Source organism: Burkholderia pyrrocinia, assembly GCF_018417535.1.
Lineage (GTDB): Bacteria > Pseudomonadota > Gammaproteobacteria > Burkholderiales > Burkholderiaceae > Burkholderia > Burkholderia pyrrocinia_E.
This window is the reverse complement of record NZ_CP070979.1, coordinates 109,856-133,367: the sequence shown is the minus strand read 5'-3', so window position 1 is coordinate 133,367 and position 23,512 is coordinate 109,856. Positions and strand designations below refer to the sequence as shown.

The 23,512-nt window shown below is 61.2% G+C and carries 26 protein-coding genes and 2 pseudogenes; 11 read left to right on the top strand and 17 right to left on the bottom strand.

The features are described from left to right. Positions 1-34: 34 nt before the first annotated feature. The 4 genes from tssG to JYG32_RS33535 are packed head-to-tail and all read left to right on the top strand — an operon-like array spanning position 35 to position 2,733. Positions 35-1,006 carry a type VI secretion system baseplate subunit TssG gene (gene tssG / locus JYG32_RS33550; protein ID WP_213268284.1) on the top strand — a complete coding sequence of 324 codons (972 nt, stop codon included), beginning with the start codon at positions 35-37 and terminating at the stop codon, positions 1,004-1,006. Positions 1,007-1,011: 5 nt separating this feature from the next. Next, on the top strand, positions 1,012-2,106 hold the full coding sequence (tssA, locus tag JYG32_RS33545; RefSeq protein WP_213268283.1) for a type VI secretion system protein TssA: 1,095 nt from the start codon (positions 1,012-1,014) through the stop codon (positions 2,104-2,106). A 44-nt stretch (positions 2,107-2,150) separates the two neighbouring features. Beyond that, entirely contained in the window at positions 2,151-2,432 is a 282-nt protein-coding gene (locus tag JYG32_RS33540) for an H-NS histone family protein (protein ID WP_174378997.1), read from the top strand. A 55-nt stretch (positions 2,433-2,487) separates the two neighbouring features. After that, the gene (locus JYG32_RS33535) at positions 2,488-2,733 is read left to right on the top strand and encodes a hypothetical protein (protein ID WP_174378998.1); all 246 of its coding nucleotides are present in this window, start codon (positions 2,488-2,490) and stop codon (positions 2,731-2,733) included. A gap of 172 nt (positions 2,734-2,905) precedes the next feature. Here JYG32_RS33535 and JYG32_RS33530 read toward each other — a convergent pair whose 3' ends face one another. The 10 genes from JYG32_RS33530 to JYG32_RS33485 all read right to left on the bottom strand — a co-directional run bounded on the left by JYG32_RS33530 (position 2,906) and on the right by JYG32_RS33485 (position 10,969). Then, the gene (locus JYG32_RS33530) at positions 2,906-3,151 is read right to left on the bottom strand and encodes a PAAR domain-containing protein (protein WP_249744950.1); all 246 of its coding nucleotides are present in this window, start codon (positions 3,149-3,151) and stop codon (positions 2,906-2,908) included. Between the two features lie 42 nt (positions 3,152-3,193). Continuing rightward, the gene (locus tag JYG32_RS33525) at positions 3,194-4,216 is read right to left on the bottom strand and encodes a hypothetical protein (protein ID WP_213267965.1); all 1,023 of its coding nucleotides are present in this window, start codon (positions 4,214-4,216) and stop codon (positions 3,194-3,196) included. 497 nt (positions 4,217-4,713) lie between these two features. Next, a complete protein-coding gene (locus tag JYG32_RS33520) occupies positions 4,714-5,250 on the bottom strand; it encodes a hypothetical protein (RefSeq protein ID WP_174379000.1) in 537 nt (178 codons plus the stop codon). A gap of 144 nt (positions 5,251-5,394) precedes the next feature. After that, complete coding sequence (locus JYG32_RS33515; protein WP_213268281.1) at positions 5,395-6,351, bottom strand: phosphatidate cytidylyltransferase; 957 nt, start codon at positions 6,349-6,351, stop codon at positions 5,395-5,397. Further along, positions 6,348-6,995 (bottom strand): lysophospholipid acyltransferase family protein, encoded by a 648-nt coding sequence (locus JYG32_RS33510; protein ID WP_213267964.1) that lies wholly within the window; start codon positions 6,993-6,995, stop codon positions 6,348-6,350. The genes JYG32_RS33515 and JYG32_RS33510 overlap by 4 nt, the downstream gene beginning before the upstream one ends. A gap of 2 nt (positions 6,996-6,997) precedes the next feature. Then, positions 6,998-7,468 carry a hypothetical protein gene (locus JYG32_RS33505; protein WP_174379002.1) on the bottom strand — a complete coding sequence of 157 codons (471 nt, stop codon included), beginning with the start codon at positions 7,466-7,468 and terminating at the stop codon, positions 6,998-7,000. Then, positions 7,458-7,772: a hypothetical protein gene (locus tag JYG32_RS33500; RefSeq protein WP_213267963.1), complete on the bottom strand. Its 315-nt coding sequence runs from the start codon at positions 7,770-7,772 to the stop codon at positions 7,458-7,460. The genes JYG32_RS33505 and JYG32_RS33500 overlap by 11 nt, the downstream gene beginning before the upstream one ends. A 41-nt stretch (positions 7,773-7,813) precedes the next feature. Next, positions 7,814-9,592: a bifunctional alpha/beta hydrolase/class I SAM-dependent methyltransferase gene (locus JYG32_RS33495; RefSeq protein WP_213267962.1), complete on the bottom strand. Its 1,779-nt coding sequence runs from the start codon at positions 9,590-9,592 to the stop codon at positions 7,814-7,816. 6 nt (positions 9,593-9,598) lie between these two features. Continuing rightward, positions 9,599-10,231: a CDP-alcohol phosphatidyltransferase family protein gene (locus JYG32_RS33490; protein ID WP_213267961.1), complete on the bottom strand. Its 633-nt coding sequence runs from the start codon at positions 10,229-10,231 to the stop codon at positions 9,599-9,601. Positions 10,232-10,303: 72 nt separating this feature from the next. Further along, complete coding sequence (locus tag JYG32_RS33485) at positions 10,304-10,969, bottom strand: N-acetylmuramoyl-L-alanine amidase family protein (protein WP_249744986.1); 666 nt, start codon at positions 10,967-10,969, stop codon at positions 10,304-10,306. An 883-nt stretch (positions 10,970-11,852) separates the two neighbouring features. Between JYG32_RS33485 and JYG32_RS33480 the strand changes: the two genes are divergently transcribed. Together JYG32_RS33480 and JYG32_RS33475 are read left to right on the top strand one after the other, a co-directional pair. Next, on the top strand, positions 11,853-12,152 hold the full coding sequence (locus JYG32_RS33480; RefSeq protein ID WP_213267960.1) for a hypothetical protein: 300 nt from the start codon (positions 11,853-11,855) through the stop codon (positions 12,150-12,152). Positions 12,153-12,397: 245 nt separating this feature from the next. Further along, positions 12,398-13,297: a hypothetical protein gene (locus JYG32_RS33475; RefSeq protein WP_213267959.1), complete on the top strand. Its 900-nt coding sequence runs from the start codon at positions 12,398-12,400 to the stop codon at positions 13,295-13,297. 365 nt (positions 13,298-13,662) lie between these two features. Here the strand turns inward: JYG32_RS33475 and JYG32_RS33470 are convergent, their stop codons facing one another. From JYG32_RS33470 to JYG32_RS33460, 3 genes are all read right to left on the bottom strand, one after another. After that, a complete protein-coding gene (locus JYG32_RS33470; RefSeq protein ID WP_174379008.1) occupies positions 13,663-14,181 on the bottom strand; it encodes a M23 family metallopeptidase in 519 nt (172 codons plus the stop codon). A gap of 643 nt (positions 14,182-14,824) precedes the next feature. Then, a complete protein-coding gene (locus JYG32_RS33465) occupies positions 14,825-15,412 on the bottom strand; it encodes a phosphatase PAP2 family protein (protein WP_174379009.1) in 588 nt (195 codons plus the stop codon). Between the two features lie 239 nt (positions 15,413-15,651). Then, positions 15,652-15,918 carry a hypothetical protein gene (locus tag JYG32_RS33460; RefSeq protein WP_174379010.1) on the bottom strand — a complete coding sequence of 89 codons (267 nt, stop codon included), beginning with the start codon at positions 15,916-15,918 and terminating at the stop codon, positions 15,652-15,654. Positions 15,919-16,169: 251 nt separating this feature from the next. On the opposite strand from JYG32_RS33460, the gene JYG32_RS33455 reads away from it, so the two are divergent. The 3 genes and pseudogenes from JYG32_RS33455 to JYG32_RS33445 all read left to right on the top strand — a co-directional run. Further along, positions 16,170-16,433, top strand: a complete 264-nt coding sequence (locus tag JYG32_RS33455; RefSeq protein ID WP_213267958.1) for a hypothetical protein — start codon at positions 16,170-16,172, stop codon at positions 16,431-16,433. A gap of 17 nt (positions 16,434-16,450) precedes the next feature. Further along, positions 16,451-16,705, top strand: a complete 255-nt coding sequence (locus tag JYG32_RS33450) for a hypothetical protein (protein ID WP_174379012.1) — start codon at positions 16,451-16,453, stop codon at positions 16,703-16,705. A 107-nt stretch (positions 16,706-16,812) separates the two neighbouring features. After that, positions 16,813-16,971, top strand: a pseudogene (locus tag JYG32_RS33445) (integrase core domain-containing protein); the annotation flags it as partial. 548 nt (positions 16,972-17,519) lie between these two features. On the opposite strand, the gene JYG32_RS33440 reads toward JYG32_RS33445, so the two are convergent. After that, positions 17,520-18,542, bottom strand: coding sequence for a hypothetical protein (locus tag JYG32_RS33440; RefSeq protein ID WP_249744949.1), 1,023 nt, complete (start codon positions 18,540-18,542; stop codon positions 17,520-17,522). On the opposite strand from JYG32_RS33440, the pseudogene JYG32_RS33435 reads away from it, so the two are divergent. Further along, a pseudogene (locus JYG32_RS33435) lies at positions 18,496-18,708 on the top strand (transposase); the annotation flags it as partial. The gene JYG32_RS33440 and the pseudogene JYG32_RS33435 overlap by 47 nt on opposite strands. Positions 18,709-18,997: 289 nt before the next feature. On the opposite strand, the gene JYG32_RS33430 reads toward JYG32_RS33435, so the two are convergent. Continuing rightward, positions 18,998-19,282 carry a hypothetical protein gene (locus JYG32_RS33430; RefSeq protein WP_213267957.1) on the bottom strand — a complete coding sequence of 95 codons (285 nt, stop codon included), beginning with the start codon at positions 19,280-19,282 and terminating at the stop codon, positions 18,998-19,000. 136 nt (positions 19,283-19,418) lie between these two features. On the opposite strand from JYG32_RS33430, the gene JYG32_RS33425 reads away from it, so the two are divergent. Continuing rightward, a complete protein-coding gene (locus tag JYG32_RS33425; RefSeq protein WP_213267956.1) occupies positions 19,419-19,658 on the top strand; it encodes a hypothetical protein in 240 nt (79 codons plus the stop codon). Between the two features lie 124 nt (positions 19,659-19,782). Here JYG32_RS33425 and JYG32_RS33420 read toward each other — a convergent pair whose 3' ends face one another. Next, positions 19,783-20,649 carry a proteasome-type protease gene (locus tag JYG32_RS33420; RefSeq protein WP_174379014.1) on the bottom strand — a complete coding sequence of 289 codons (867 nt, stop codon included), beginning with the start codon at positions 20,647-20,649 and terminating at the stop codon, positions 19,783-19,785. A 107-nt stretch (positions 20,650-20,756) separates the two neighbouring features. Then, entirely contained in the window at positions 20,757-23,429 is a 2,673-nt protein-coding gene (locus JYG32_RS33415) for a putative bifunctional diguanylate cyclase/phosphodiesterase (RefSeq protein WP_213267955.1), read from the bottom strand. Positions 23,430-23,512: the final 83 nt, after the last annotated feature.

Below are 23,512 nucleotides of genomic sequence, written 5' to 3'. Positions count from 1 at the left end.
GGACGGATACACGACGGAGCCCTTTCGCGCCGCGATGGCGGCCCCCTGGAATTTCGGCTTTCTGTCGCTGCTGCGCCGGATAGCCGCGCGCGAGCCAGCGTCGCCACGCGTCGGGACGGCGTCCCGGCCGCAGGCCGAACCGTACCGGCTCGGCCAGCAGCCGTCGCTTGCATTCGCGCCGCGCGAGATCGCGGAAATCGCGCGGCACGACGACAAGCTGCGCATTCGCCTGTTCGGCCTCGGCATGCTCGGGCCGAACGGCCCGATGCCGATCCATGTCACCGAGATCGCGCGCGATCGCAAGGACGGACGGCAGGACTCCACACTGGTGGATTTTCTGGATCTCTTTCACCACCGTTACCTGACGTTGTTCTACCGGGCGTGGGCGCAGGCTCAGGCGGCGGCCGGCCTCGACCGGGCCGCGGATGAAACGTTCTCCCTGTATGTCGCGAGTCTCGCCGGCAACGACCCGGACGAAGCATTGCACGGCGCGCTGCCATCGCATGCGCGCCTTGCCGCGTCGGCGCATCTCGTTCGCGAGGCCAGAAATCCGGCGGGTCTTGCGGCTACGTTGTCACAGTTTTTCGGCGTGCCGGTGCACGTCGACGAATACGTGCTGCACTGGATTGCGGTCACGCCGGACGAACACAGCCGCCTGGGCGTGGCCGGCATGCCGTCGGTCATGGGCGAAGGCGCGCTGCTCGGCGAGATGGTCCCCGATCGCCAGCACAAGTTCAGGCTCCGGGTAGGGCCGCTCAGCCTCGATCAGTACATCCGCCTGACGCCCGGCGGCAAGGATCTGCCAGTGCTGGTGGATTGGGTGCGCGCGTTCGTCGGCCACGAGTTCGTGTGGGAACTGGAACTGCAGGTGCAGCCGCGTTCAGCGCCGCCTGCCCGTATTGGCGCCCCCGAGCGCCTCGGCTGGTCGACCTGGCTCGGCGACGCACAGCACGACGCGCCGGTGACCGGCATGGTATTCGAACCCGAGCAGTATCTGAATCATTGAGACCCATGACATCGAAAAAAAACCGCTCCGCCGACTCGCCCGAGTCTCGCGACGAATGGTTTGCCGAATGGCTCGCGCCGCTTTCGGACGACGCCCCGTGCGGGCCCGACCTCGAATACGATCCCGAGTTCGTCGTGCTGATGGCCAAGACCGCGCCGCGCACGGAAGCGCAATACGGCGATTTCATCGGCACACCCGAGGCGATCAACTGGACCGACGTCGAACGGGAGTGCAGGCAACTGCTGACGCGCACGCGTGATTTGCGCATCGCGATCCTGCTGCTGCGCGCGCGCGTTCGGCTTGGCGCCGCGCAAGCGCTACTCGAGAATCTGACCGGTTTGACCGCTTTGCTCGATCGGTATCCCGATCATGTTCATCCGCAACTTGTCGTCGACGGGGAGCGAGATCCCGGTGTGCGCGCGAATGCGCTTGCGGCGCTTGCCGATCCGGAGGGGCTGCTTGGCGACATCCGAGAGATCAGTCTGGGCGGTGCAACTGCTCGCCGCCTGCAGGTGCGCGACGTCGAGCGGGCATTCTCGATACCCACCCCGGCCGATGCGCTGTCGCCCGAATCCGTCAGGCGACAGCTCGAGGACCTGCGCATGCAACGCTCGCCCGAGTTGCTCGCTCTGGCTGCCGTCAGGCCGCGCGTCGAACACATCCGCGTATTGAGCGACGCATCGCTCGGCCATGACGCGCCGGATATCGGAGCGCTCGTGCGACTCGTCGCGCACTTTGCTGTGGTGGGCGAGGCGTTGCATCGGGCGCCAACGCTGGAGCCGGCACCCACCGGCACTGCGGCAGATTTCGCGAATCCGGAATCCGTCGACGGCAGCGAATCGTGTTCAGGAGACACGCCGGCAAACAGCATTGCCGATGCCGGCGCGTCGTTTTCCGCTGGCCCGGGCGGCCGCATACGAGACCGGGCGGATGCCCTCGACACGATCCGGCAGACGCGCAACTGGTTCGAAACGCACGAACCCAGCAGCCCGGTCGCGGACCTGTTGCGGCAGGCGGAAAAGCTCGTCGGCAAACGATTCAGCGAAGTCGCACAGTCGGTTCCGATCGACCTGTTGCAGAAATGGGCCGAGCAAGCGTGAGCGTAGCCGCCCTACCCGATCATTTTCAGCAAGAGGAAACCAGCATGATGACCTACAAGGAACTGCTCGACGAACGCGAGCGACTGGCTGCGCGAATCGAAGCCGCGCGGGCCGAAGAACTTGGCACCGTGATCGACGACATCAGGCAAAAGATGGTCGATTACGGCATTACGTTTCGCGATATCGATCCGCAACGCGGCCGCAAGCATCGCCCGGCCCCTCAACCGAAGTATCGCAATCCGGCGACCGGCGCCACCTGGAGCGGCCGAGGACGGCCGCCGGGCTGGATCGTCGGTCAGGATTGGACGTTATACAAGATCGCTTGATGAGTCCCGGCAGATGAGTTCATTCGTGGCGAAACCGAAAACAGAAGGAGCAGGAATGCTCGCACTGCGAACGTCGTATCGGCAGCGCGCCGCCCGCCCGCTGAGCACTATTTCCCGTGCACGGGTGGTGCCGGCATGGATGTATGTCAAGCTCCGCTTCGGCGACCAGCGGCTTTCGGCCGTCATAGGGGATGACGGGGTTTATGGGCGGTTCGTTTCGCGGCTCGAGCGTGAAGGCGAGCCGCCGCTGCGGCGGGATGAGATTCAGGGCGCGTTGGTGGCGTTGAAGGGCGGGAGGTGACGGTGGGGGCGGCGGTCATACGGGCAACGTAGCGGTCCCTGTATACCGCCGGAATTTGCGGGACTACAACATCGACCCGCGATTGGGGCGATACCGTTCCCCGCCGCAACTAATGGAATGAATGCCCGCCGGTTCGGCGTCAACAACGATCCGACAGACGTTCGCGCTTCGTTCAGTCCTTGCCGTAGTCGGGAAGACTCGATATAAGCGTACAGCCACACGCGCACCGGTGGCCGTGCAAGGCGACCGAAATGCCATCGATCACGAGCATGTCATCGCCTTCGATGATTTCGTTCTCGCCATGCTCAGGACGCGATACGCGATCGCCCTTTCGGGCGACTTGTCTGCTCATGATTTCATAGGCACATGAAACATGGATCACTTTGCCGCCATGTGTGTTGTCGACGTGCAAACGCACGTCGATGCACCGATGCCGTAAGCGCGCAATCCTCCAGCAGCGCTAGTCATAAGCTCCAACCGAGCTTGCATCCAGTTCCTCCGGAACGATATACGAATAGCTCTTGCTGTCGAACATGAGCTTTCGCGTGCTACCGTCCAGTTTCTTGCCGTTGCGCATTCCCTTGCCGGAAACATAGATTGGCGCCGGAACATCGCCGCCAGCCGGCGAGACCTGATATGTCCAATGTGCATCGCTGCAGCGTCCCGGCGCATCACCCGGATCGACGTTGGAATTTGTCGCACCAGTGTCGACCGTGTTTGCCGATGCATCGGCGGAACTTGCCTGAGCGTCGGGCGCCGATTGCGAACGAACGAACGCGTCATAACGCCGGTTCGCCTCATCGCAATCCATGCCGGGATCGTTCTGTTCGGATGCCATGAACTCGGCGAGCACAGCCATGTCATCGCCATGAGGCGCGATCACAACGTTCCGGGCGGTCACCGGACCGCTTCCGTGTCCGGGATCAATACCGAACTGCTCCTTCACGACCCAGCCCCATACATGCTCGCTCAACGCTTCGAAGCGTACCCTTTCCGGTGTCAACGGAATAAAGCCAGGCTCGACGAACTGAGAGGATGTGAGAAAGAGACTATCGTCTTTGGCGTCCGGCTTATATGCGGCCCTGAACACGCCATATCGGGAATTCCCCTGTTCGCTATTGATCGGTACGCCAGCCGCAACGAAATAGAGCCCCTCGTCCACATTCGCATGTTGAATGACGCGCATCAGATACGTTTGACCTTCCTCGTCGACATAGAACCAACCTTTGCGCTCCTCGGAATACTTCCCGTATTGTTGCGTCATGACCTGGCTAATCGTAGCGTCTTCGTCGATCGTCTTCCGCTTCGCATGAACGTGCTCGACAACGCCCCAGCCAACGAGCGTCAGGGCAAGCCCTCCCAACAGTGCCAGCAGGTAAAGTGCATAACGCCACCGCGATCGACGCGCGTTGTTAGCCGTCTCGAGCTGTGGCTCGCTTACGGCGCTATCGGGAAGGGGTGGCAAGTTGCTATCGGACTGCATCAGTCTGTTTCCTCAGATCACCAAAGCGCTGCAAGGTTATCCAGGGTCCATCATGTTCGCTGTCAGGGAATGTCAGGCATTCCGTGCCCGACTATTCCCACGTTTCATCATATCGAGCGTCACCAGCCTGCCCTGCACGATACAACCGACGTCTGCGCAACCACCAAACACCCATGCTCACGGCAGCAGCAGCCGCAACCGCGGCGATCGCGAACACACGCCGCCTGTGTTCGCGCACACTGCGCGTTACGTGCCTCCATGCCTGCACGCAGGGGAACGCTCTCGCCGGCGCCTTTCGTCCGGCGTCACATATCGGCCTGATAGCGCTGCGCCTGCGCGTGCGGCCGGCGTGGGTGGAATCTGCATCAAATCAGGTTCGCCCGGCCTTTCGCAACCCGAGCCGCCGTAGTTGCTGCCGCCCATGTTCCCGAAGTCCGGCCCCTGTTCGTAGCCCATCAACTCCGTGCCATGCTGGCGTGACCTGCCCCGGACCTTCGTCAAGCCGCCAGAATTGCGTCAAGACGCGCCTTCGCCCCTTCCCGGTCGAGTGCACGCCGGTCAACGATATCCATGTCGAATTTCTTCAGGCATTCTCTAAGCCGATCCAACTGCGCATCGTCGTCTTTGACGCAAAAGATGTATGCATTCTCGAACGGAAGCAAATCGACCAAACGCAAGCCATGAGGATGAAGGGCCGAATTAATGTACTCCAGATAGGGCAGTTCGTACGGCACCGAATCCACGACCATGGGGTCTACGCTTTCCCAATCGATATCGCTAACAAGACCGACCACGAAGCCGTCGTCGAATTGCGAAAGATCAATGCCGGACAGAGGGCGAAGCTCGGGGACGTGGCCGAAGTATTCCTTCCACTCCTCATACACGAGGAGCTGTTGCGCTTCCAGATGATCGGCGAACCAGTCCAACACGTCGTCCTGCTCCGTGCTTGCCGGCAGCTCGGCGCGCAGAGGCGCAGGGTCGAGTTGCGGGACGCAAAGCGCAAGCACATCGATCAATTCATTAATATCGTTCATCTATCTGCTCCCCAAGTTACAAACTGGATCCAAGGAAAATCAATGCGATTTCATCCGCCTTCACCGCGAACGAAACCGCGTGTCGTCGCGCCATGTTGCGCACGACGCGAGAAAAGACCATGCTGAATGTCTGCGTCCGATCCCTCACGGCACCCACCAATACCGGGTGATGTGAAAGAAGATCGGCGCCGCGAAGACGATCGAGTCGAGTCGGTCGAGAATGCCGCCGTGCCCCTGAATCATGTGCCCCCAGTCCTTGATTCCCCGATCGCGTTTGATCGCCGACATCACGAGCCCGCCGAGAAAACCCATCAACGCGATCACGAGCGCGACGACGCCCGCCTTCCAGGGCGACCCGTATGGCGTGATACGCCACAGCGACGCACCCAGCAGACTCGCGCTGGCGACGCCGCCGACGAAACCTTCGATCGTCTTCGACGGCGACAGCAGCGGTGCGATTTTTCTCTTCCCGACGAGCTTGCCCCACACATACTGCAGCACGTCGCTGCCCTGCACGACGATCACGAGAAACGCGATGAGAAGCAGGTTCCGGCCTTCGAATCCGGGAATCGGCAGAATCATCAGGGCGGGGACGTGCGAAATGCAGAATACGCAGACCATGACCGCCCATTGCGTTTCCGCGCAGCGTTCGAGGAAACGCGTGGTCTCGGACGACAAGGCCGATAGAATCGGAAGTATCAGAAATGCATAGACGGGAATACAGATCGCGAAAAGCCCGTACCACTCGATGTAAACCAACGCATACTGCAGCGGGAGAAAGACGAAGAACGCCGCGACGATCGCCCGGTGGTCCCCGCGCCGGGTCGTCGTGATCGTGATGAATTCGCGCAGCGCGAACAACGACAACAGGCAGAACAGCGCGACGACGGCGGCCTGTCCCGCCGCAAACGCAACGCCCAGCACCCCGACCATCCACCACCACGCCGACACGCGCGCGGCGAGATTGTCGATGACCGCATGCGGGCGTCCGCCGGCTACCCGCCAGCGCAGGACCATCGTGACGACCGATGCCAGGACCAGTACCGCGATCACCGCACCAAACAGCAACCACGTTTCATGCCTTACCGTCGAATGGGTCATCGGGACGCCTCCACGTCGGGTGCCAGCGAAAGCAAACGCTGCCGGCACCGCTCGAGAAACGCTTCCTTGCTCTCGTCCGGCGCGAGGCGAACAGGTTCGCCAAACGTGACCGTGCACAGAAGCGGCACCGGCACGAACTTGCCTTTCGGCAAGACCCGATTGAGATTCTCGATCCAGGTCGGCACGAATTCGAGGGCGGGACTGGAGCATGCGAGCCGATAGATGCCGCTCTTGAATGGCAACAGCCGTTGGTCGCTCGTATTACGAGTGCCCTCGGGGAACACGATCAACGAATCACCGTTCTGCACCGAGGCCGACATTCGGGAGACGGGATTTTCAGCCGGCGCGACCGCGTCGCCGCCCTGGCGGTCGATCAGCAGTGCCCGAAATACCTCGCCGCCAATGAAGCGGCGCACCGGCGAACGGTTCCAGTAATCGGCACCTGCTACCGACCGCGTGATGGCGCGCAGTCTCGCGGGAAGGCAGCCCCAGATCAGCACGAAATCACCATGACTGCCGTGGTTGGCGAAATAGATTCGCGGAACGTCCGTTGGCGCGCAGCCGGTCCAGCGAGCCTGCACGCCCGTAAGCAAGCGGGCGAATGCAACGATGGCCGCTGCCACGGCCCGGATCGGCAATCTCATTGTCACCATTGCGTGAGGGGATACAGCAAGAACAGCACCGTCGCGGCCAACTGCAGGATCGTCAACCCGCCCGCCCATGTCAGAAAGCGCATCGCACTTCTCGCGCGCGGCACAAGCGGTCGATCGCCGTGTTCCGAACGGAGCCAGCCGAGTCGGGCAAGCGCCGCGTCGAGCGCCTTCAGATCGCGCATGCAGCAAGACAACGCCAGTCCGTCGAACAATCGGCGGTCGATTGCGATTCGCACGCCCAGCCACAGCTGCGACATCAACACCGCGCTCACGATCAGACCGGCACCGGCAGCCGCCGGTCCCGCAGATGCCGCAGCCGTGGCGACAAGCAGCAGATTGACCAGTCCAAGTCCGAGACCGGCCTGCCCCAGATGACGGGCGGCGTCCATCGCTCCAGCAACGGTCGTCGCGACCCATCGATCACTGTCGCTCAAGAGCGTATCGTCAACGGGATCAATGTGCATCGACAGTTCCTTCGGCGCGTTGCGCACGGTGCGCGGCTATCCGGCCTTCCCGGTGCCGCTCGGCGTAAGCCGCAAGCATCACCGCCTCGTGCGCGCCTGCGATCACGGCGGGCCGCTGCATGCGAAGCATCGCCAGCGCATCGTCCGGCTGCAACGAGAAGTGATCGGATAGCCACGCGACAACAGTCGGAGCGACCGAATCGAGCATGGGCACGCAGCAATATCGCGCGGAGCCTGTCCGACCTGCGGGCATCTCGGCAGTCAGATCAGCCAGCGCCCATGGCCGGCGGGCTTCGCCGGCCATGGGCGACACCTCGTGCGCCGCGGCAAGAATCCGGCTCGACATCAGTGGACCCGGCGTGCCATGCTGACCGTAAAGATCCCCCAGGGATCGATTCGCTGCGCGACCTTCTCGAACCCGGCACGGCGGACGAGTTCGTCCAGCTCGGCCTGCGAGCGCCGCCGCATGACCCACGCCGCGCCGGCGCGATGGCTGGTCAGCGCGCGCGCGATGAACTCGAGCTGCGGATGCCACGGCTGGCCGGTATAGATGAGGTAACCGTTTTCAGGCACGGCCTGCGCCAGTCCCGCGAGCGACCGCTCAACCATCGCGTTGTCCCCGAAGAGCTCGTATAGGCCCGAAACAATCGCCAGCGTCGAAAACGGACGAAGATCCGCGAGGCTTTCGGCGTCGAATGCGTCGCCCGCCTCGAACCGGGCGATGTCGGAGAGCCCCTTCGCCTTGATCAGAAGGCTTCCGAGTTTCACGTTGAGGTCGCTGTAATCGCGCATCAAGATGCTTTCGATCGGCGCCTGCGCGCCGTTCGGCGCGGTTCGCTCACGCAGTCTGGCCAGCGCATCGAGCACATAGCGTCCATGGCCCGCCGCGATGTCGACGATGCGCACCGCCGTTCCGTTCGCGCGCAACCGGGTGCTTGCGTCGCCGATCAACTCTTCGATGTGACGTTTGCGTGCCCGAATACCGCGCCAGCCGATTGCGTTCAGATACCGACGATCGAGCAGTTTTCCGATGCCGAGACGCCCCCCCGCGACGTTCCGATACACGTAGTCGAGCGTCGACCCGGAATCGAAGCCAGTATCGTGGCCAAGCCGGATACCGTTCGAAAACACTCCGCCGATCTTCAGGCCAGCCCGAGTCAACATCCAGTACAGGCGAGCGGCGCTGACCACCCGCAACGGACGTGCCAACCGGTCGGCTTCCTCCTTGAACGGCCCCACCCGATCGGCTTGTACCAGCGAGGCCGACGGAGAAGGCGCGACAAATTCACGGACGACAAAGCGCCGCACGGCAGCCACGGCAGCCGCGCGATCGCGCTCGCCCAGCGTGTCGTGATAAAAGTCGTCGAGAACGATCCGCTCTTTCGTCGTCGAGCCAAGACGCTCAAAAAACGTGTGCTGCGGCGCCCGGTGCACGACCCAATCGGCGCCCGAGATCAGCAATTGCGTCGGCACGGTGATGGCGGCCGCGTCGGCCACGATCCGTTTGGCGGTATCGTGGAGATCGAGCAGCATGTTGGCTGCGATCGGTCGCGTGATAAACGGGTCGCGGTTGTAGCTCTCGATGCGCTGCGGATCGCGCGTCAGAAACCTGGCCTTCACATAGCTGTCGACGAAGAACTTGCCCCGCAGCTTGTGCAACCATTTCAGGCCCTGACGGGCAAACGGCACATAGAGCTTGACCTTGAACGCCGGAGACGCCGCCACGAGACAGCGAATCGGCGGCGCGTAATCGTGTACCCATGTGGTTGCAAGCACCGCACCGACACTCTGCGCGATCACCGCGATACGGTCGACCGGAATGCCGTGGTTGGCGGCGATGTGATCGACGAATGTCTGAATGTCGCGCACCGACGTCGCGACATTCGGACTATAGCCGCGCTCGCCATCCGAACGCCCGTGGCCGCGTGCGTCCCACGCAAAGAATGCAAAGCCCGGCAGATTCAGTTCGTCGACAAGGTGCGAGACGCGTCCCGAATGCTCGTGACCGCGGTGAAACAGCAGCACGGCACCCTGCGGGTGAGCGTCGATCGCGGGCCAGTGACGATAGAAGAGCGCCTGACCGTCATGCGTGTTGAACCGCGACTCGAATGGAATGCGTTGCATATCTCGTTATATTTGGGTTGTCAAAGCGCCCGCCGCTCGTGCTTCCGCCACACCGCGCCGTACACGATTGACGGTCGTTGCGATCGACGCAATCGAGAACACCACCCACAGCAAGTGACCGTGCCGGCTCGTGGGCAGGCCGGCGCCAATCCATAGCGCGAGCGCGCCGAGCGCCAATGCGCGGTCGCTCTTGCCGAACGGTCCGTCGTAGCGACGAGTCGCGCCGACGAGCGGGCCGATCAACCCCGCGCATTCGCTGATGACCGCAAACGCGGCGCAAGCGACGACTTCGCCACTGCCGCATGACGCCACGCAAGCGAACGGGAGCAGCAACGCCAGATCGGAAACGATGTCGCCCAATTCGTTCAGGTATGCGCCGAACGTGCTCTGCTGGCCATGCTCTCGAGCGAGCATGCCGTCGATGGCATTCAGCGCCATGCGTACGAAGAGCCAGACGGGCATCAGCAGGAACACCGCATGTATCAACGGGCCGAACGCGGCCGTGAACGCACCGATGCCGATCGATCCGACTGCCGCCGTCAGGGTCACCTGATTCGCGCTGCCCCCCACGTCGGCAAGCAGGTGCACGAAGGGCCTGAGCAGCGCCTGAAATCTGGGTTTGATCTGGTATAGCGTCATCGCTTCCCCGCTTTTTTCATGAAATTTTCTATTCGGGCGCTCAGAACCGAGCATGGAGTGACATATAGCAACTCACTGCTTCGGCTGACACGCGTCGATGCCGTCTGCGATGGCTTTCGATATCCGGGCGACCGTCTCCCGATTCTCGAGACGCACTTCTTCGTCCGGATTGGCGATAACACCAGCCTCGACCAGCACGGCCGGAATCGTTGCGGTTTTCAGCACGACAAGATCATCGAAGCGATGAATGCCGAGCCGCGCGTCGATGAGCGGCCGATTCTCGCCGCGAATCGGCGTCGCGTGATACAGAGATGGCTGCTCCCCCGCCTCCTTCAGCCGCTCACCGATCGCCTCCGCGCACCGCAGGCTCCGTTGGTACTGCGGATTACGCGCGGACACGAAGATCGAATAACCGCGAAATTCCCGCCGGCGCCCCGCGTCGATCCATTCCTGCTGTATCGAGTCGTGGTGAATCGAGACGAAAAGATCGGCCTCCGGCGCAACGTTCGAACGGGCTGTCAGTTCGATCTCCCTGCCGTCGGCCGAGGTGCGCAGCACCTTGTCGCCACCGGCCTGCAGATCCCGGACGATTGCGGTGCTCAGCTCGAGGTTGTACGAATATTCGGTGCGGCTCGTCGCCGACGTCGCTCCGGGATGCTGCGGCGTATGCCCGGTGTCCACGACGATGTAGGCGGATTGGCACGGCAACGCCACGCAAAACGCGAGCGCCGCGACAATGCACGGAGACGCGTGGCGATACCTGCGTACACGGTCGAGCAGGAGTATCGAATCGATCAAGGTTTGTATCGGTGAATGGGGCGTCAAATTCAGCTTCCTGGAACTGCCGTACGAACGGCAATCCATTTTCGTCGGCAGATCGCTGCCTTGCAGTGACCCGGCTGGATCAACGGAGATGTGCGCGGTAGTCTGCGGATTGCCTGGTTGCCGTTCGGGATTTGCCGCCACGTGCCATGTGAGCCGACGACGAGATTTATTGAACGACGAGTCTAAATCGCGTGAGCGATCCCGCGTGTCAGAGAATGTCAGGTCTGTCGCCTGCACCGTTGCAGGCTGTAGCGTTATCGGAAACGCGCCGGCGGGACCTGCTCACCTGCAGCACCGCGTCGGAGAAATGCTGAAAGCCGATTCGACAAATACCCGATCGGCCGTAACGAGATCGGCGTCGCTTCGGGATCGAGCGAGAGCCGGACGTAGTAGTACACAGCGTAGCGGGCACTTCTCTCAGGCTCAAATACACGTCATGAACGTGAAACGATCGCGGAAACGCGCCGTAGATGGCAGTGGCACCCGTTCAGCCGAAAGCGAGCCGTGCTCGGGCGAGACAATAGGACCGGCTAATCAACATCACCCGCGACAGCCGCTGCTCACGCACATAGCGTGTAAAACAGCCACGGCAATCGCGCTCAACTCCTTGGCTGGTAAAGGCCTCCGTGAGACGCACCGGCTGCGCTTAACAGTCCTGACGTTTCGTGCGATGGCCCCGGGAGCATCGCATCACCCTGACAACGCCTGACAATTCACGGGGCACGTTGAATAGATAATCTCGCATGGATCCGATAGAACCTGACGCGCGAGACGTACTCGCGATGGAGCATTCCGAATGAAATGGTTCATCTCAGCCATCCATTGGGGGACGCTAGCGATTGGCATCTCGTTTCCCATAATTTTTCTCTATCACATTTTTTCGGAGCTTCTCGAATGCTACAGAAATTCCGGCAGCTCCGGCGTCAACAACCCGCTATTCATTGAGGATTTAGGGTTCGCCATTTACATTCAAATTCCGATATTATTTTTGATCTCGTCGGCAATTATATTTCTGACAGTTGCATCCAGAAAACTGCTCGACGGAAACGCCTCCTGCGGCCACCGTATGCCGGGTTACGGATCCGACGCCCTGTGACTCACCCGGGAAGTGCGTCACGACGCCGTCAACTCGCCGTACCCGAATGCATGATCGCAGCGAGGACCGACTGCCGCCTTTGCCTCCTGCCCCTTTCCCGAATTCATCGGCCGTACCGCCCGACCACAACGGTTGACGAACCGTGATGCGCTCGGCCCACGCATCCTGGTATATCCGCCCTTTGTCGAGCAGGATGCGCGAAGTCGGTGCGGCCACCATTCAGTCGATTTGATTACAGGACGAAGATGATTCCCCGCTATTATGTTTTCTCTGGACGAGTCGGCTCCGAGGCTCCTCTGCGCGTATTTCTGTTTGGTGGCTTCGGGGCGGCCTTGCTCGCAGCGATATACGCCGTCGTGATTCGCTACAATCCGTTTGTTTACGTCTCGTTCATTGCCACTGTTTTCTTTGGTATGGCAGTCGGCACGCTTGCCGTTATGACAGCAGAATCGGGCCGCTCACGGTCCAGATCCTTCAATTTGCTGGCGGCGCTGGCACTTGCGTCGTTCGCCTTATGGCTGCATTGGCTCATTTGGGTGATGTTGGAACTCGATAGCGGTGTCACGATCGCCGGGCAACTTGCCACATCGGGTCTCGAAGGATGGCGGAATTTTCTGGGATGGCTGGTCGAGCACTATCACCTCTCCGTCAGCCGCTGGCTTGGTGCGCAAAAGGCCGAGGCGTCGACCAATGAAATATCTCTGATTTGGGCACTGGAAGCGATCGCGATCGTCGGCCTCGCGCTTGTCGCCGCGCGGCTCTCCAGCGGGTCACGCCCCTTCTCCGAATTGACGCAGAAGTGGGCAGAGACCACGCTCAAGACAGAACGCGCGGACCCTCGTATCGCATCCGACGCGCTGCGTGCGGCACTTGAGCGCGGCGATTTCTCCGCGCTCAAGCAGCTTGCCCGTGTCGACGAGGCTGACCACCGCTCCGAATCGGAATGGAAGAGCCTCGAGATCGAACTGCTTGCCGAACCCGACGATCCTGAAATGCGCGTTCTCTCCGTCGTGGAAATGAACAATCGCTGGAGCTCGAAGGGAAAGCGCAAGTCAACATCCAAGGTCATGGTCGAGCGCCTGCTGATTTCGCCCACCGAGTACGACGCATTGTTCGCGGTGCTGAATGACGACGCCGCCCGTTGACGCCGCCTGCGCCGCTACCAACTGCCTGGGCGTGGAGCGATCTCTCGGGACTCGCTGACGCGTAGTGAGCCTGCATGAAAAAGGGCGCGACGGACTCATGTTCGCCTCTGTTCATGCAGGCTGCTTCGGATATGCGGAGATGCCTTCGTCTATCGTCTCGTGATTGCGGAGTACGCGGAATCCGGCAGGATATCGCTTCGGATAAATCCGTAAACGATCGCCGGGCGATGACCCAGTGCATCACCCAGCCATGGAAAGAATGCGTCGATGAAAATTTCCGGGGCCGTCCCAGCCGCCTTGCAACCGCCGAATGTCGAAAATCATTTCGGCCCGGAGTCGGGCATCGGCAGGTGTTTCGTGTCGCCTTAGGTCTTGCCCGCGGGCTCCAGCAAGTCTCCCGGATCGAGAAAGAACATCTTCTTCCAGCCTTGGGGCCCGCCCGTCATACGCCAGGGCAACGGAATCAGGGAAATGACCGAGTAGTGCAGATGGGGAGGTTTCCCCAATGCATCGCCTGTCGTACCCACGGCGCCAATGGCCTGCCCTTTCGCGACCAGCATTCCCGCGTGCGATTCCTCGAGGTGCGCATAGTAATGAATTCGCCATTTCGGGCCGAGAATCGCGATGACGTTGCCCCCTATCCCGAATTGCCCACGGTACAGGACCACACCGGGCACCGAAGCGCGTACGGGCGTGCCTTTGCGAGCGAATATATCGATTCCCTTGTGCACACCGGATTTGCCCCAGGGCTCGGCCCAGAATGAATGCGGATTCCAGTCCCGTGACGAAGCACCCTGGACCGGAATACGAGGATGCTCGGGCACAAGAAATCCAGCGACGAGCAGCATGGACAGCAGACCGAGGAGCTTCTTCAGAGATTGCATGGAGACGTACCAATCCGGCTTCTGCCGCGCGGGAGATGCTGTATCGGCGGGCGTGATATACCGGAAAAACGGTTCGATTCGGAATGGCCGCGCGGACGTCGAAGACAAGCGCAAACCGCGAGCCGGGATTCTGCCACGACTGGAATATGTGTCGCGCGACTTTCCCGCCCCGTTGCGTCGGCCTGACGTTCCCTGACCTTGACAGGCAGTTTCTCGAATAGGCCCGCACGATCGCAGTCGGTGCACCGAATGCATCGGCTTATGCGACACTGCGCATCGCCACAACGATGATCGATACCGTTAACAAGCAGGTGAACGACGATTGCGTAGCTAAAGATACGCGCCGAAGCGCACGACCTTCACGCTCAACTACAGCGGTACCGTGTACCGTATCCCGAAATCGTTGCGACACGACTGACGGCGACATATCGGGAAGAAATGCCTGGATCCAGATGAACCGCCTGCTTGTTGCGATACGCGCACGAGCTGTTTCACATGCACGCCGGCGCCTCTCCCGATGCAATGCAATATCGGATTTCCAGGCGTACCGGTCAACGATCGAAATCCGTCGTGCGGGGGAATCGTCGTCGACAAACGCGAGACCGGAGACCGATGAGGTTCGGATCCGCACGAGCGGACGTCGTCACAACCAGACGAACACTTTGAACGCGAGCCAGCCCAAAAGTGCGCCGGACGGCAGGTCGAGCAGGTAGTGTTGTTTGGTAAACAAGCAGCTCAGTCCGATCAGGACCGGAAACAGGAACGCGATCGGACCGACGGTCGGAAGCGCATGCATCGCGGTGAGCATCGCGACAGACGTATGCATACTGGGAAAACAATTCGACGCGGCGTCGAATTTTCTGACATACAGCAGGAATCTTTCGCTGGCGCTCGAGCCGTCGGTCAGCGCTCGCCAGTGCGGGGGCGTCTCGACCGGGAAAAATACGAAGAAGCCCATCTGCATCAGCAGCAGCACGATGAAGCTGAACGCGATGTGCGTGAACGCCGCCGTGTTGGGTACCAGCAGATTCAGGTACAGAATCGCAGGATAGTAGAGAAAGCTGTAGATCCAGGCCCAATGCGGAACGTATGGAATCGCTTCGTCGATTTTCCACTGGAAGCTCCGGACAGGACGCAGCGGGTTGCGTTGGCACCAAAAGTAGAATTGATATGCGCCGACGATCAGAATGGCACTTAAAGTCAGATTGATGAAATAGTCGAATGGGCGCATGGTTGCCGTGCTGAGGATTTTGTTCGAGTACCGGGTACTCCCCGATCGACGCTTGCTGATACCGGTTGCGGCATCGATTCAAAGTATCGCGTCCCGGATCGTATCCAAGACCCGTTCGCTCGAACGTCAGAACATGTCAGCACCATCCCCGGAATAACCTGGGCACGAAGGCGCGGCCGTGAGTGTTGCTGCCACGCCGGATAGCAAATTCAGATTCCGTTGCGGATTGCAATCCGTTCTCAATACGTTGCCGAATGACTTTTGCGCTGGCGACGCAGTGTTTCCAATCGCAGTTCGGCCTTGCTGGCAAACCACCGGTCCACGTCGCCGCCTCGCAACCGCACCGCGCCGCCGTAGATCTGGATCACCACGTCGTCGTCCCATATTTCGCGCAACTGCTGTAGCCACGCGCGTTGACGGCTGTCCAGCCAGAACGACCCGGCTCGCGCCGGCATCTGACCGCCCCACCAATGCGGTCGAACACGTTTCCCAGGCATGATGTTCACTATATTTTTCGAAATGGCTCAGTCTCGGCCGGGCATGCGGAAGCTTTCGCCGTGCAGGAATGACCAAGGTCGCAAGCGCGGGTTGAATCCGCAAGGAATTCAAGTCGTTCACGGCGAGGCTATCACGCCATCTTGCGCAATCAACGCAGCGACCGCGTGGCCTGACCATCTCTGACACTAAGCCGTTCGGCGTTGCCCTAGTCTGTGTGCGCACTACGCACCCGACATTTCATTCGATAGGAGGACCGGCCATGCTGTACCAGAAGCGAAACTTCCTGGTCGACGCGATTCAATGGTTCGCCGCCGGGGATCATCCTGCGGTCGAGTCCGGCGAAACCGGCCAGGGCATCATGACACCGGACGGATGGCGCAGCGTAAGCACCGGCGACTGGATCCTGACAGACGCAGAGGGGATTTCGTATCCGATGAACAACTTCGTATTCGTCAATCTCTACGAGCCGTGTACCGAACCCGGCCAGGCTTGCCAGGCCGGCAAGCATCGGGCCTCCGCGTAAAGCAACGATAAAATTTCATGGAACCCAAGGAAATCATCGCAGTCTTGCACGTTCTCAACAGCGAATACGGTGCCCGGCTAACGATCGGCGATCTGCTGTCGAGAATGACTGAAGTCTTGTCCGAAATCTGGGGAACGCTCGATCAACGCCATTACGGCGCCCTGCTCAACGTCGCCGTACTTTTGCTGCGGCTCAACGCCGAAAACGAAGCTTCGTCGGCCACCGAAGCAAACGCACTGCTGGGTCGGCTGCGCCTCGGCAGCGGCGCGTGATATTCGGTTCCGTTTCGACCGAACAAAAATCCGGCGTGTCCAAACGAACAACGCCGGAGAAAAGGGCCAAGCAAACTCGCTGCGTCGTCTCTGCTTACGCCTCGGAGCGCGCTTTCAACCAAGAATGGCTGTCGCAGTACCGCTGAGAGGACCTGGACCACGTGCAGCGTTTCGCGACCGACGGGATGTGGACTTACAATCACGACCGCCCGAACATGGCCTTGGGCGGATTTACGCCAAAACAGCGATTGACCATGGCCGCTTAGTTTCTACTTCCGAACCCTGTGGGAACCGGGGGAATTACCCCTGACAAACCCTGACAATGTTTCATGCGGCGCGCGCTTATTATCGACGGCGACCGACCCCCTCGGTCGGTCACGCCTGTAGGCTGGTCTCTCATCCAGCTTATTTCGCGCGCCGTGCTCCTCGTACGGCGCGCTTTTTTTTCGTGCGGATATATCAGCGAAATCAAGCCACAGATCGTGCGCGACGTTGCTGGAAATCGCGAACAGTCCACGAACCAACAAGCCCGGCCGCAATCTGCACTGCATACTATTCGGGCATGCGCATGGGCGAGATTTTGCGCGCCGTCCCGACCACGGGCGGGTTCTCGCCTGGCCGCACGAAAAACGGGCGCCGCCCACTCATTCCGATCCACCCTCGAATCACCGTGATCGCGTGCCGCGTGACGTTCACCATCCCGTCGTGGAAATTGACGGACGAATGGAACAAGGCGCGCACCAAAGCCCGCCATCCTGAAGTCCGATTCCACGATCTTCGGCACCGTGCCGCGTCGGAGGTAATCAACGTTGGATCAGCGGGTCTTGCGCCTGAAGCTGAACACGGTGCCGCCGCAACAGTTGCCGTCCCGCAGGTAGACTTCGAAGGTCTTGTCGACGACGGCGTAGGTGACCGTCACGATATCCACGCCGTCGTTGGGCAGATAGTTGCCCGACATCTCCGGCACGAAATCGATTGCATCACGGGCGAGCAGGTACAGATGCTCGTCACGAACGGTAGTGGCGGGCGATAGCGTCTTCAGGTCATCCTCCACTACGCTGTCGTGGGACTGGCGGATCTCGTACTGCATGCCCGCGTCACGGTACGGGATTGACAGCAGCACCTTGCCATCGACGCCCAGGCGCGTGGTGAGCGAGGGATCCACTGTAACCGTCATGCTGTCGAGCCGGTGCCGGTCCTCACGTGTCAGACTCACGTCCGAGAACTCGCGGTGCCCCATCTCGATGGACGAGACATTCGATTTCCACCGGCCTTTTTCCCGCCACGATTCCCACATGCCGTTGGCGCCCCCGGTGCCGCTGATGCTATCGAGCGCATAAGTGCCGATCGCCTGCGTGAGAATCGTTCGCTTCGAGCCGATGATAATTTCCGAGGTCTGATGCGCGTCAACAGGCAAGCGCTGGTCGCCAAAGGCCGATACCCAAGTGCCATCGAGCGTGTTGCCGGCCACCTTGCCGATGAAGGTGCCGGTGTGTTTGCCCGTGCCCTCGATCTCGTCCATCGTAAAGGTACCTGATGGGTCGATCTTGCCGCCGAGGTAGATATCATTGCGCTTGCCGGCGTAGCGATAGCTTCCCGTCAGTCTTCCGTCGACATTCTTGATATCCATCGTGAACGCATAGCGACTGCCGATGCGACCCGCAAAGGTCTTGTGGAAGTACTGAGGGTCAGCCAGCGCCGTGGCAGCTGTCATCCAGGACAGAAGCAGGGCCGCGAGCCGCAGTGCAGGACAGAGCATGGAGAGCAGTCGGGATTGGAAGTGGCGCAATTGTGACACGCCGTGCCGACCGGCAATGCGTGGCACGAACGAAAACACGAACGGGCTCTTGCGACAGTACCTCCCGAAAGGAACCAATCTCTCCGCCTATTCGCAAGCCAAGCTCAACGCCATCGCTGGGCGGCTCAACGAACGCCCGCGAAACACACCAAACTTCGATACCCCGGCTGAACGATTCCATCAAGCCGTTGCATCGACTGGTTGAATCCGCAGTCCGCCGCGGATCGCCCCGGGATCGTTACGCATCAACTCGAGCGCCGCGTTGGCCTGATTGCGCGCCCTGACCTTCGCAAGCAATTCACTATTTGAAGGCTCTCGCGAACCTTGCATGGATTAACGCCGAAGCAGTCCATTGCCATGGGTTGGCTTCGGGATGTGGCGGCAGCAAGTACGGAACGCTCGCAGCATCGATACAGGTGTTCGCGGTGCTCGGTCCAAAGCAGTTCGAAAGCCGCTTCATACACTAACTGAGCTACCGCCACATCGAGACATCGTCAGCAAGCCCCCTTCTTCGCGAGACCGGGCGGGCAGTGCCCGCGTTCGCCATGGTGGCGCCCATCGCCGCGATGTTCGTGCCGCTCCCATTCGGTGCGCTCCCAGTACCGGTGACCGTCCCAATAGCGATCACCATGCCAACCGGTCGCGGACGTAACGACCACCGGCGCGGGCGTAACGAGCGCCGGCGCTCCGATATTCACATCGATGCCAGCGGCAAGCGCCACGGTCGACAGGCTGGCCGCAAGACCAGCTGCCACGAGATATTTCGCGAGTTGCTTCATCTTCCTCTCTCCTGGTTTTGGGCGACGCCAACGCATGGCATGAGGTCACCCGTTTTCGACGCGGCCTCCTCGGCCGCTCGATCGCGACTCACGTCACATTCGGCGTATACGTCACGATGCGGGGTTCGAGCTCGTGATGGTTGCGATGCTTCAGATGCCGCTGGTGGTGATGGCGAACCGCATGACCGGCCTTCGCCGATTCCGCGACCGGCCGGCCCCCTCGTACCTGACAGAATGCCGGCGTCCGCGCAAACGCGCCGATCGAAAAAAGGCTAACCAGGGTTGCGGCAGCAACGATTTTTTTCATCTCGTTTATCTGATAAGAATCGCAAATTCATTCGATCCGATTACTCGGTACTGGATAACGAATGCGTGACTGGCAGCGTTGACCGGAAAAATCGCCGACATCCGTGTCCTGACATTCCCTGACATTGCATCGCAGTACTGCGGACGCGCAAAATTCCGCGCCCGAGTATCGAACCCGATATAGGGCGTCTTCGTTACTCGGGTGCTCCGGATGCCAATGCGTAGGCGAGTACCTGCGTCGGCGTCGCCCGCTCGTCGGCGTGCTGGACGAAGCCCGGTCGCGCGCGTTGTGGGTGCCCTGTGCCTGCTTCGGTGGCCCGGTGGCTCGTGTCGGGTGCGGTCCATTGCGGATCCGGTATCTCGCTGAAAATCTGGCGCAGCCGGGCACCCCACGTGGCGTGAAGCATCCGGTAATACTCGCTGTCCTGATCGAGCGCGGCGAAACGGGTCAGGCACAGACTGTCCTTCTCGTAGACGAGCAGGTCGAGCGGAAGCCCGACCGATATGTTCGATCGCAATGTCGAGTCCATCGAAATCAGTGCGCACTTTGCCGCCTCGTCGAGCGACGTATGCGCGCGCAGTACACGGTCAACGATCGGTTTGCCGTACTTCGATTCGCCGATCTGCAGGTATGGGTTGACGGACGATGCCTCGATGAAATTGCCGGCGGCATAGATCTGGAACAGGCGCATCGGCTGCCCCTGAATCTGCCCGCCGAGAATGAAGCTGCAATTGAAATCGACGTTGAAATCCTGCAGCGATTTCGCATACGTCCGGTGAACTTCGCGGACCGCCAGACCGACCGTGCGGGCGGCTTCGACCATGTTCGCCGCGTTCCATAACGTCGCGCCGTCGGCGGGCGCGAGTTCGGTCAACAAATGGGTCACCGCCTGTGTGATGGCCAGATTGCCGGCGCAAAGCAACACGAGCATGCGTTCGCCGGGCTGTTCGAAGACCGTCATTTTCCGGTGGGTGCTGATCTGGTCGACGCCCGCATTGGTTCGCGTGTCCGACAGAAAGACCATGCCCTCGTTCACCCGCATCGCGATACAGTAGGTCACTTTCTGATTCTCCCCGATTGGCGCCTGTCCGCACGGCGCACCTATCAATTGCTTCTTTCGCCGCGATTTCGCGGCGGTGATCCCGATCCAGGAGCGCGGCGCACCTATCAGCGGAATCGGCTAACAACCTGCCGGCGCTCGAGATAGGCTTCGAACCGGCTTTTGCTCATGGGTCTGCCGAACAGATAGCCCTGCGCGGTCCGGCAGCCGATTTCAATCAGGCGATCCGCCTGCCGGGCCGTCTCGACGCCCTCCACGACGACGCTCAACCCGAGCGCGTCAGCCAGCGTCGCAATGGCCCTCACCATCGACAATAGCGGCCGCTCAGTCTGAAAGTCGCGGACGAACGAGCGATCGATCTTCACGACGTCGACCGAAAATCGATGCAGGTAGTTCATCGCGGAGTAGCCCGTTCCGAAGTCGTCGATCGCGATCGCAACGCCGAGGGCGCGCAATCGGGCAAGCGTCGCATGTACCTGCGCGACATCGTCGAGCAGCGTGCTTTCCGTCATTTCGAGCATCAACCACTCTGCCCTGCAGCCAGTCGAGGCAAGCACGCGCTCGACCGAAGCCGCCAGATCCCGCGCAGAGAACTGCCGGCACGACAGATTCACGGACATGCGCAGCGAGCTCTCGCGGGCGCGGTTCCATTCGGCCACCGCAGAACAGGCTGTCTCCAGAATCCAGTCGCCGAGCATGTCGAGATGCCCCTGCCGCTCCGCGATCGCGATGAATTCGTCCGGCATGACCATGCCGAACTCCGGATGATTCCAGCGCAGCAGCGCCTCCGCGCCCACCGTCTGCTCGGTGGCGAGCATTACGACGGGCTGGTAGTACAGCTCGAATTCGCCGCGCTCGCGTGCGCCGCGCAGTTCGCGGGCCAATGCGTATCGGCGGTCGCCTTGCGCGTTACCCCATTCGTTGCTGGTACGCCGCGCGTCGGTATCGCGGCGAATCGCCGCGCATAGCGCCGCATGTGCAGATGCGAACAGACCCGACACGCGGTCCGCATCCCACGGATAGCTGGCAAATCCGGCGCTTGTCGACAGGTCAATCACGGTTCCGTCGACATGCAGCGGCGCGCATAGCTCGTCCTGTACGTGCGAAGCCAGCGCATAGACATCGCTCCGCGAATGCATGTCGTGAATCAGGATCGCGAATGTGTCGCCACCGAGATGCTCGGCTGTGCAGTCGGGCGCGACGAGCGTGCCGAGATGCGCCAGGATGGCGCGTCGAAGCCTGTCGCGCGCTATCTTGTCCGACGACGCATGCGCTTCGGCGAACGGCTCGACCGAAAGCAGCACGAGGCCGACGCCAGAACCCTCACGACGCGCTACATCGATAGCTTGCCCGATCCGCGCATCGAACGAAGAACCGCCCTCGTCGTTCGCCATCGGGTCAAAAGCCGGCGACTGACGCGCCGGGCCGTGAGATTCGCCGGCATCAGCTGATTCCCGCACGATGACCAGTACGTGAGTCGTCTTTCCACCGGCATCGCAATCGGGTTCGAACTTGACGAGTGCGCGCCGCACACTTCCTTCGACGGTTCGATACATCGCGTCGATTTCGACGCGCGCGTCCTGCCCGAACGCCCGGGCGATGCCGTCGAGAATGACCGTCGGATCGACGAATGCGTCGTGCCATACCATTCCGTCTCGCCGGGCCGCCATTGCATGACCGAAGCGGCGCAGCAACACGGGATTCGCGTACACGCAGTCGAAACTGGCATCGTGACGCGCGATGGCGTCCGACGAATGGTCGATCATCATGCGATAGCGCTGTTCCAGCCGGCTCAGCCGCTGTTGCGTGCGCTCCGGGTCGGCAATTTCGCTGGCGATCGCAAGCGCAGTCGCCGTACTGCCGTTCGCGTCCCGCTCAGGGACGATCCGAACGGAAAACGCATGTGCACCGACCTGCACGACGGTGTCTTCGGCCTGCCCCGTGCGCAGCACGCGGTGAAGCACTTGTTCGTACGCGTCTGCCGACGGCTCGTCGAATACGCCGAGCTCGCGTGGCGTTTTGCCGAGGCCGGCCATCAACGGGATGCCGGTTACGCGCGCATGGGCGGGATTCGTGAAAATGCGCTTTCCTTGTCGATCGTAACGGACGATCGGATCCGGACAATTCTCGACCAGGGTGCGGAGATCGCGCTCGCGATCGCGGCCAAACTGATGAACACGCATCGCTTCCGTGGTATCCCGCAGGGCCATGATCACTCTGGCTGCGGCCGACTGGGTAACGGGCAAAGACGACCATGCCGCCCGGATACAGTGCGGACCGGACGCGGTTTCCACCATTCCGTACCAGTTTCCCGACCTGTGTGCCGCTGCACTCGCGTATCGTCCGGCCACCAGCCGTTGAACGAATGCAGGTACCAGCAACGCGCCAAGAAGACCGCGCACCAGATGCGGTGCGCGCGAATCGTTCGATCCATCATCGGCTGGCGACGGATGCACGATGTCGAAGGCGCCAGACTCGTGGATGTCGACGATGCAGATGCTTTCGACGTCTGCTTCATTGGACGACGCCAGATCCATCCAATGTTCGCTTGCATGGTCGGGGGTTGCGTGTTTCGGGCCCGCATCCGCAAGACACGCGCGATCGAAGCCGCTTGGGTGAGGCGAAGCGCCCGCATCGGGCGCTTCGGCGTTCAGCTCTTCCCGCGATACCGTGCCCGGATCAGACGCCCTTCTGCCCGTAAGCAGGTAGCCGACCAAACCGGCCGCCATCATCCCGGCCACGACCAAGGCCGTCGGCACGGCCCAGGTAATCCACGTCATCGTGACATCCTCACACTACGTTGCTTTCAGTCACAAGACTAGTCGATCGTCGGTACAGCCACTGTCAGACAAGGTCAGGACGA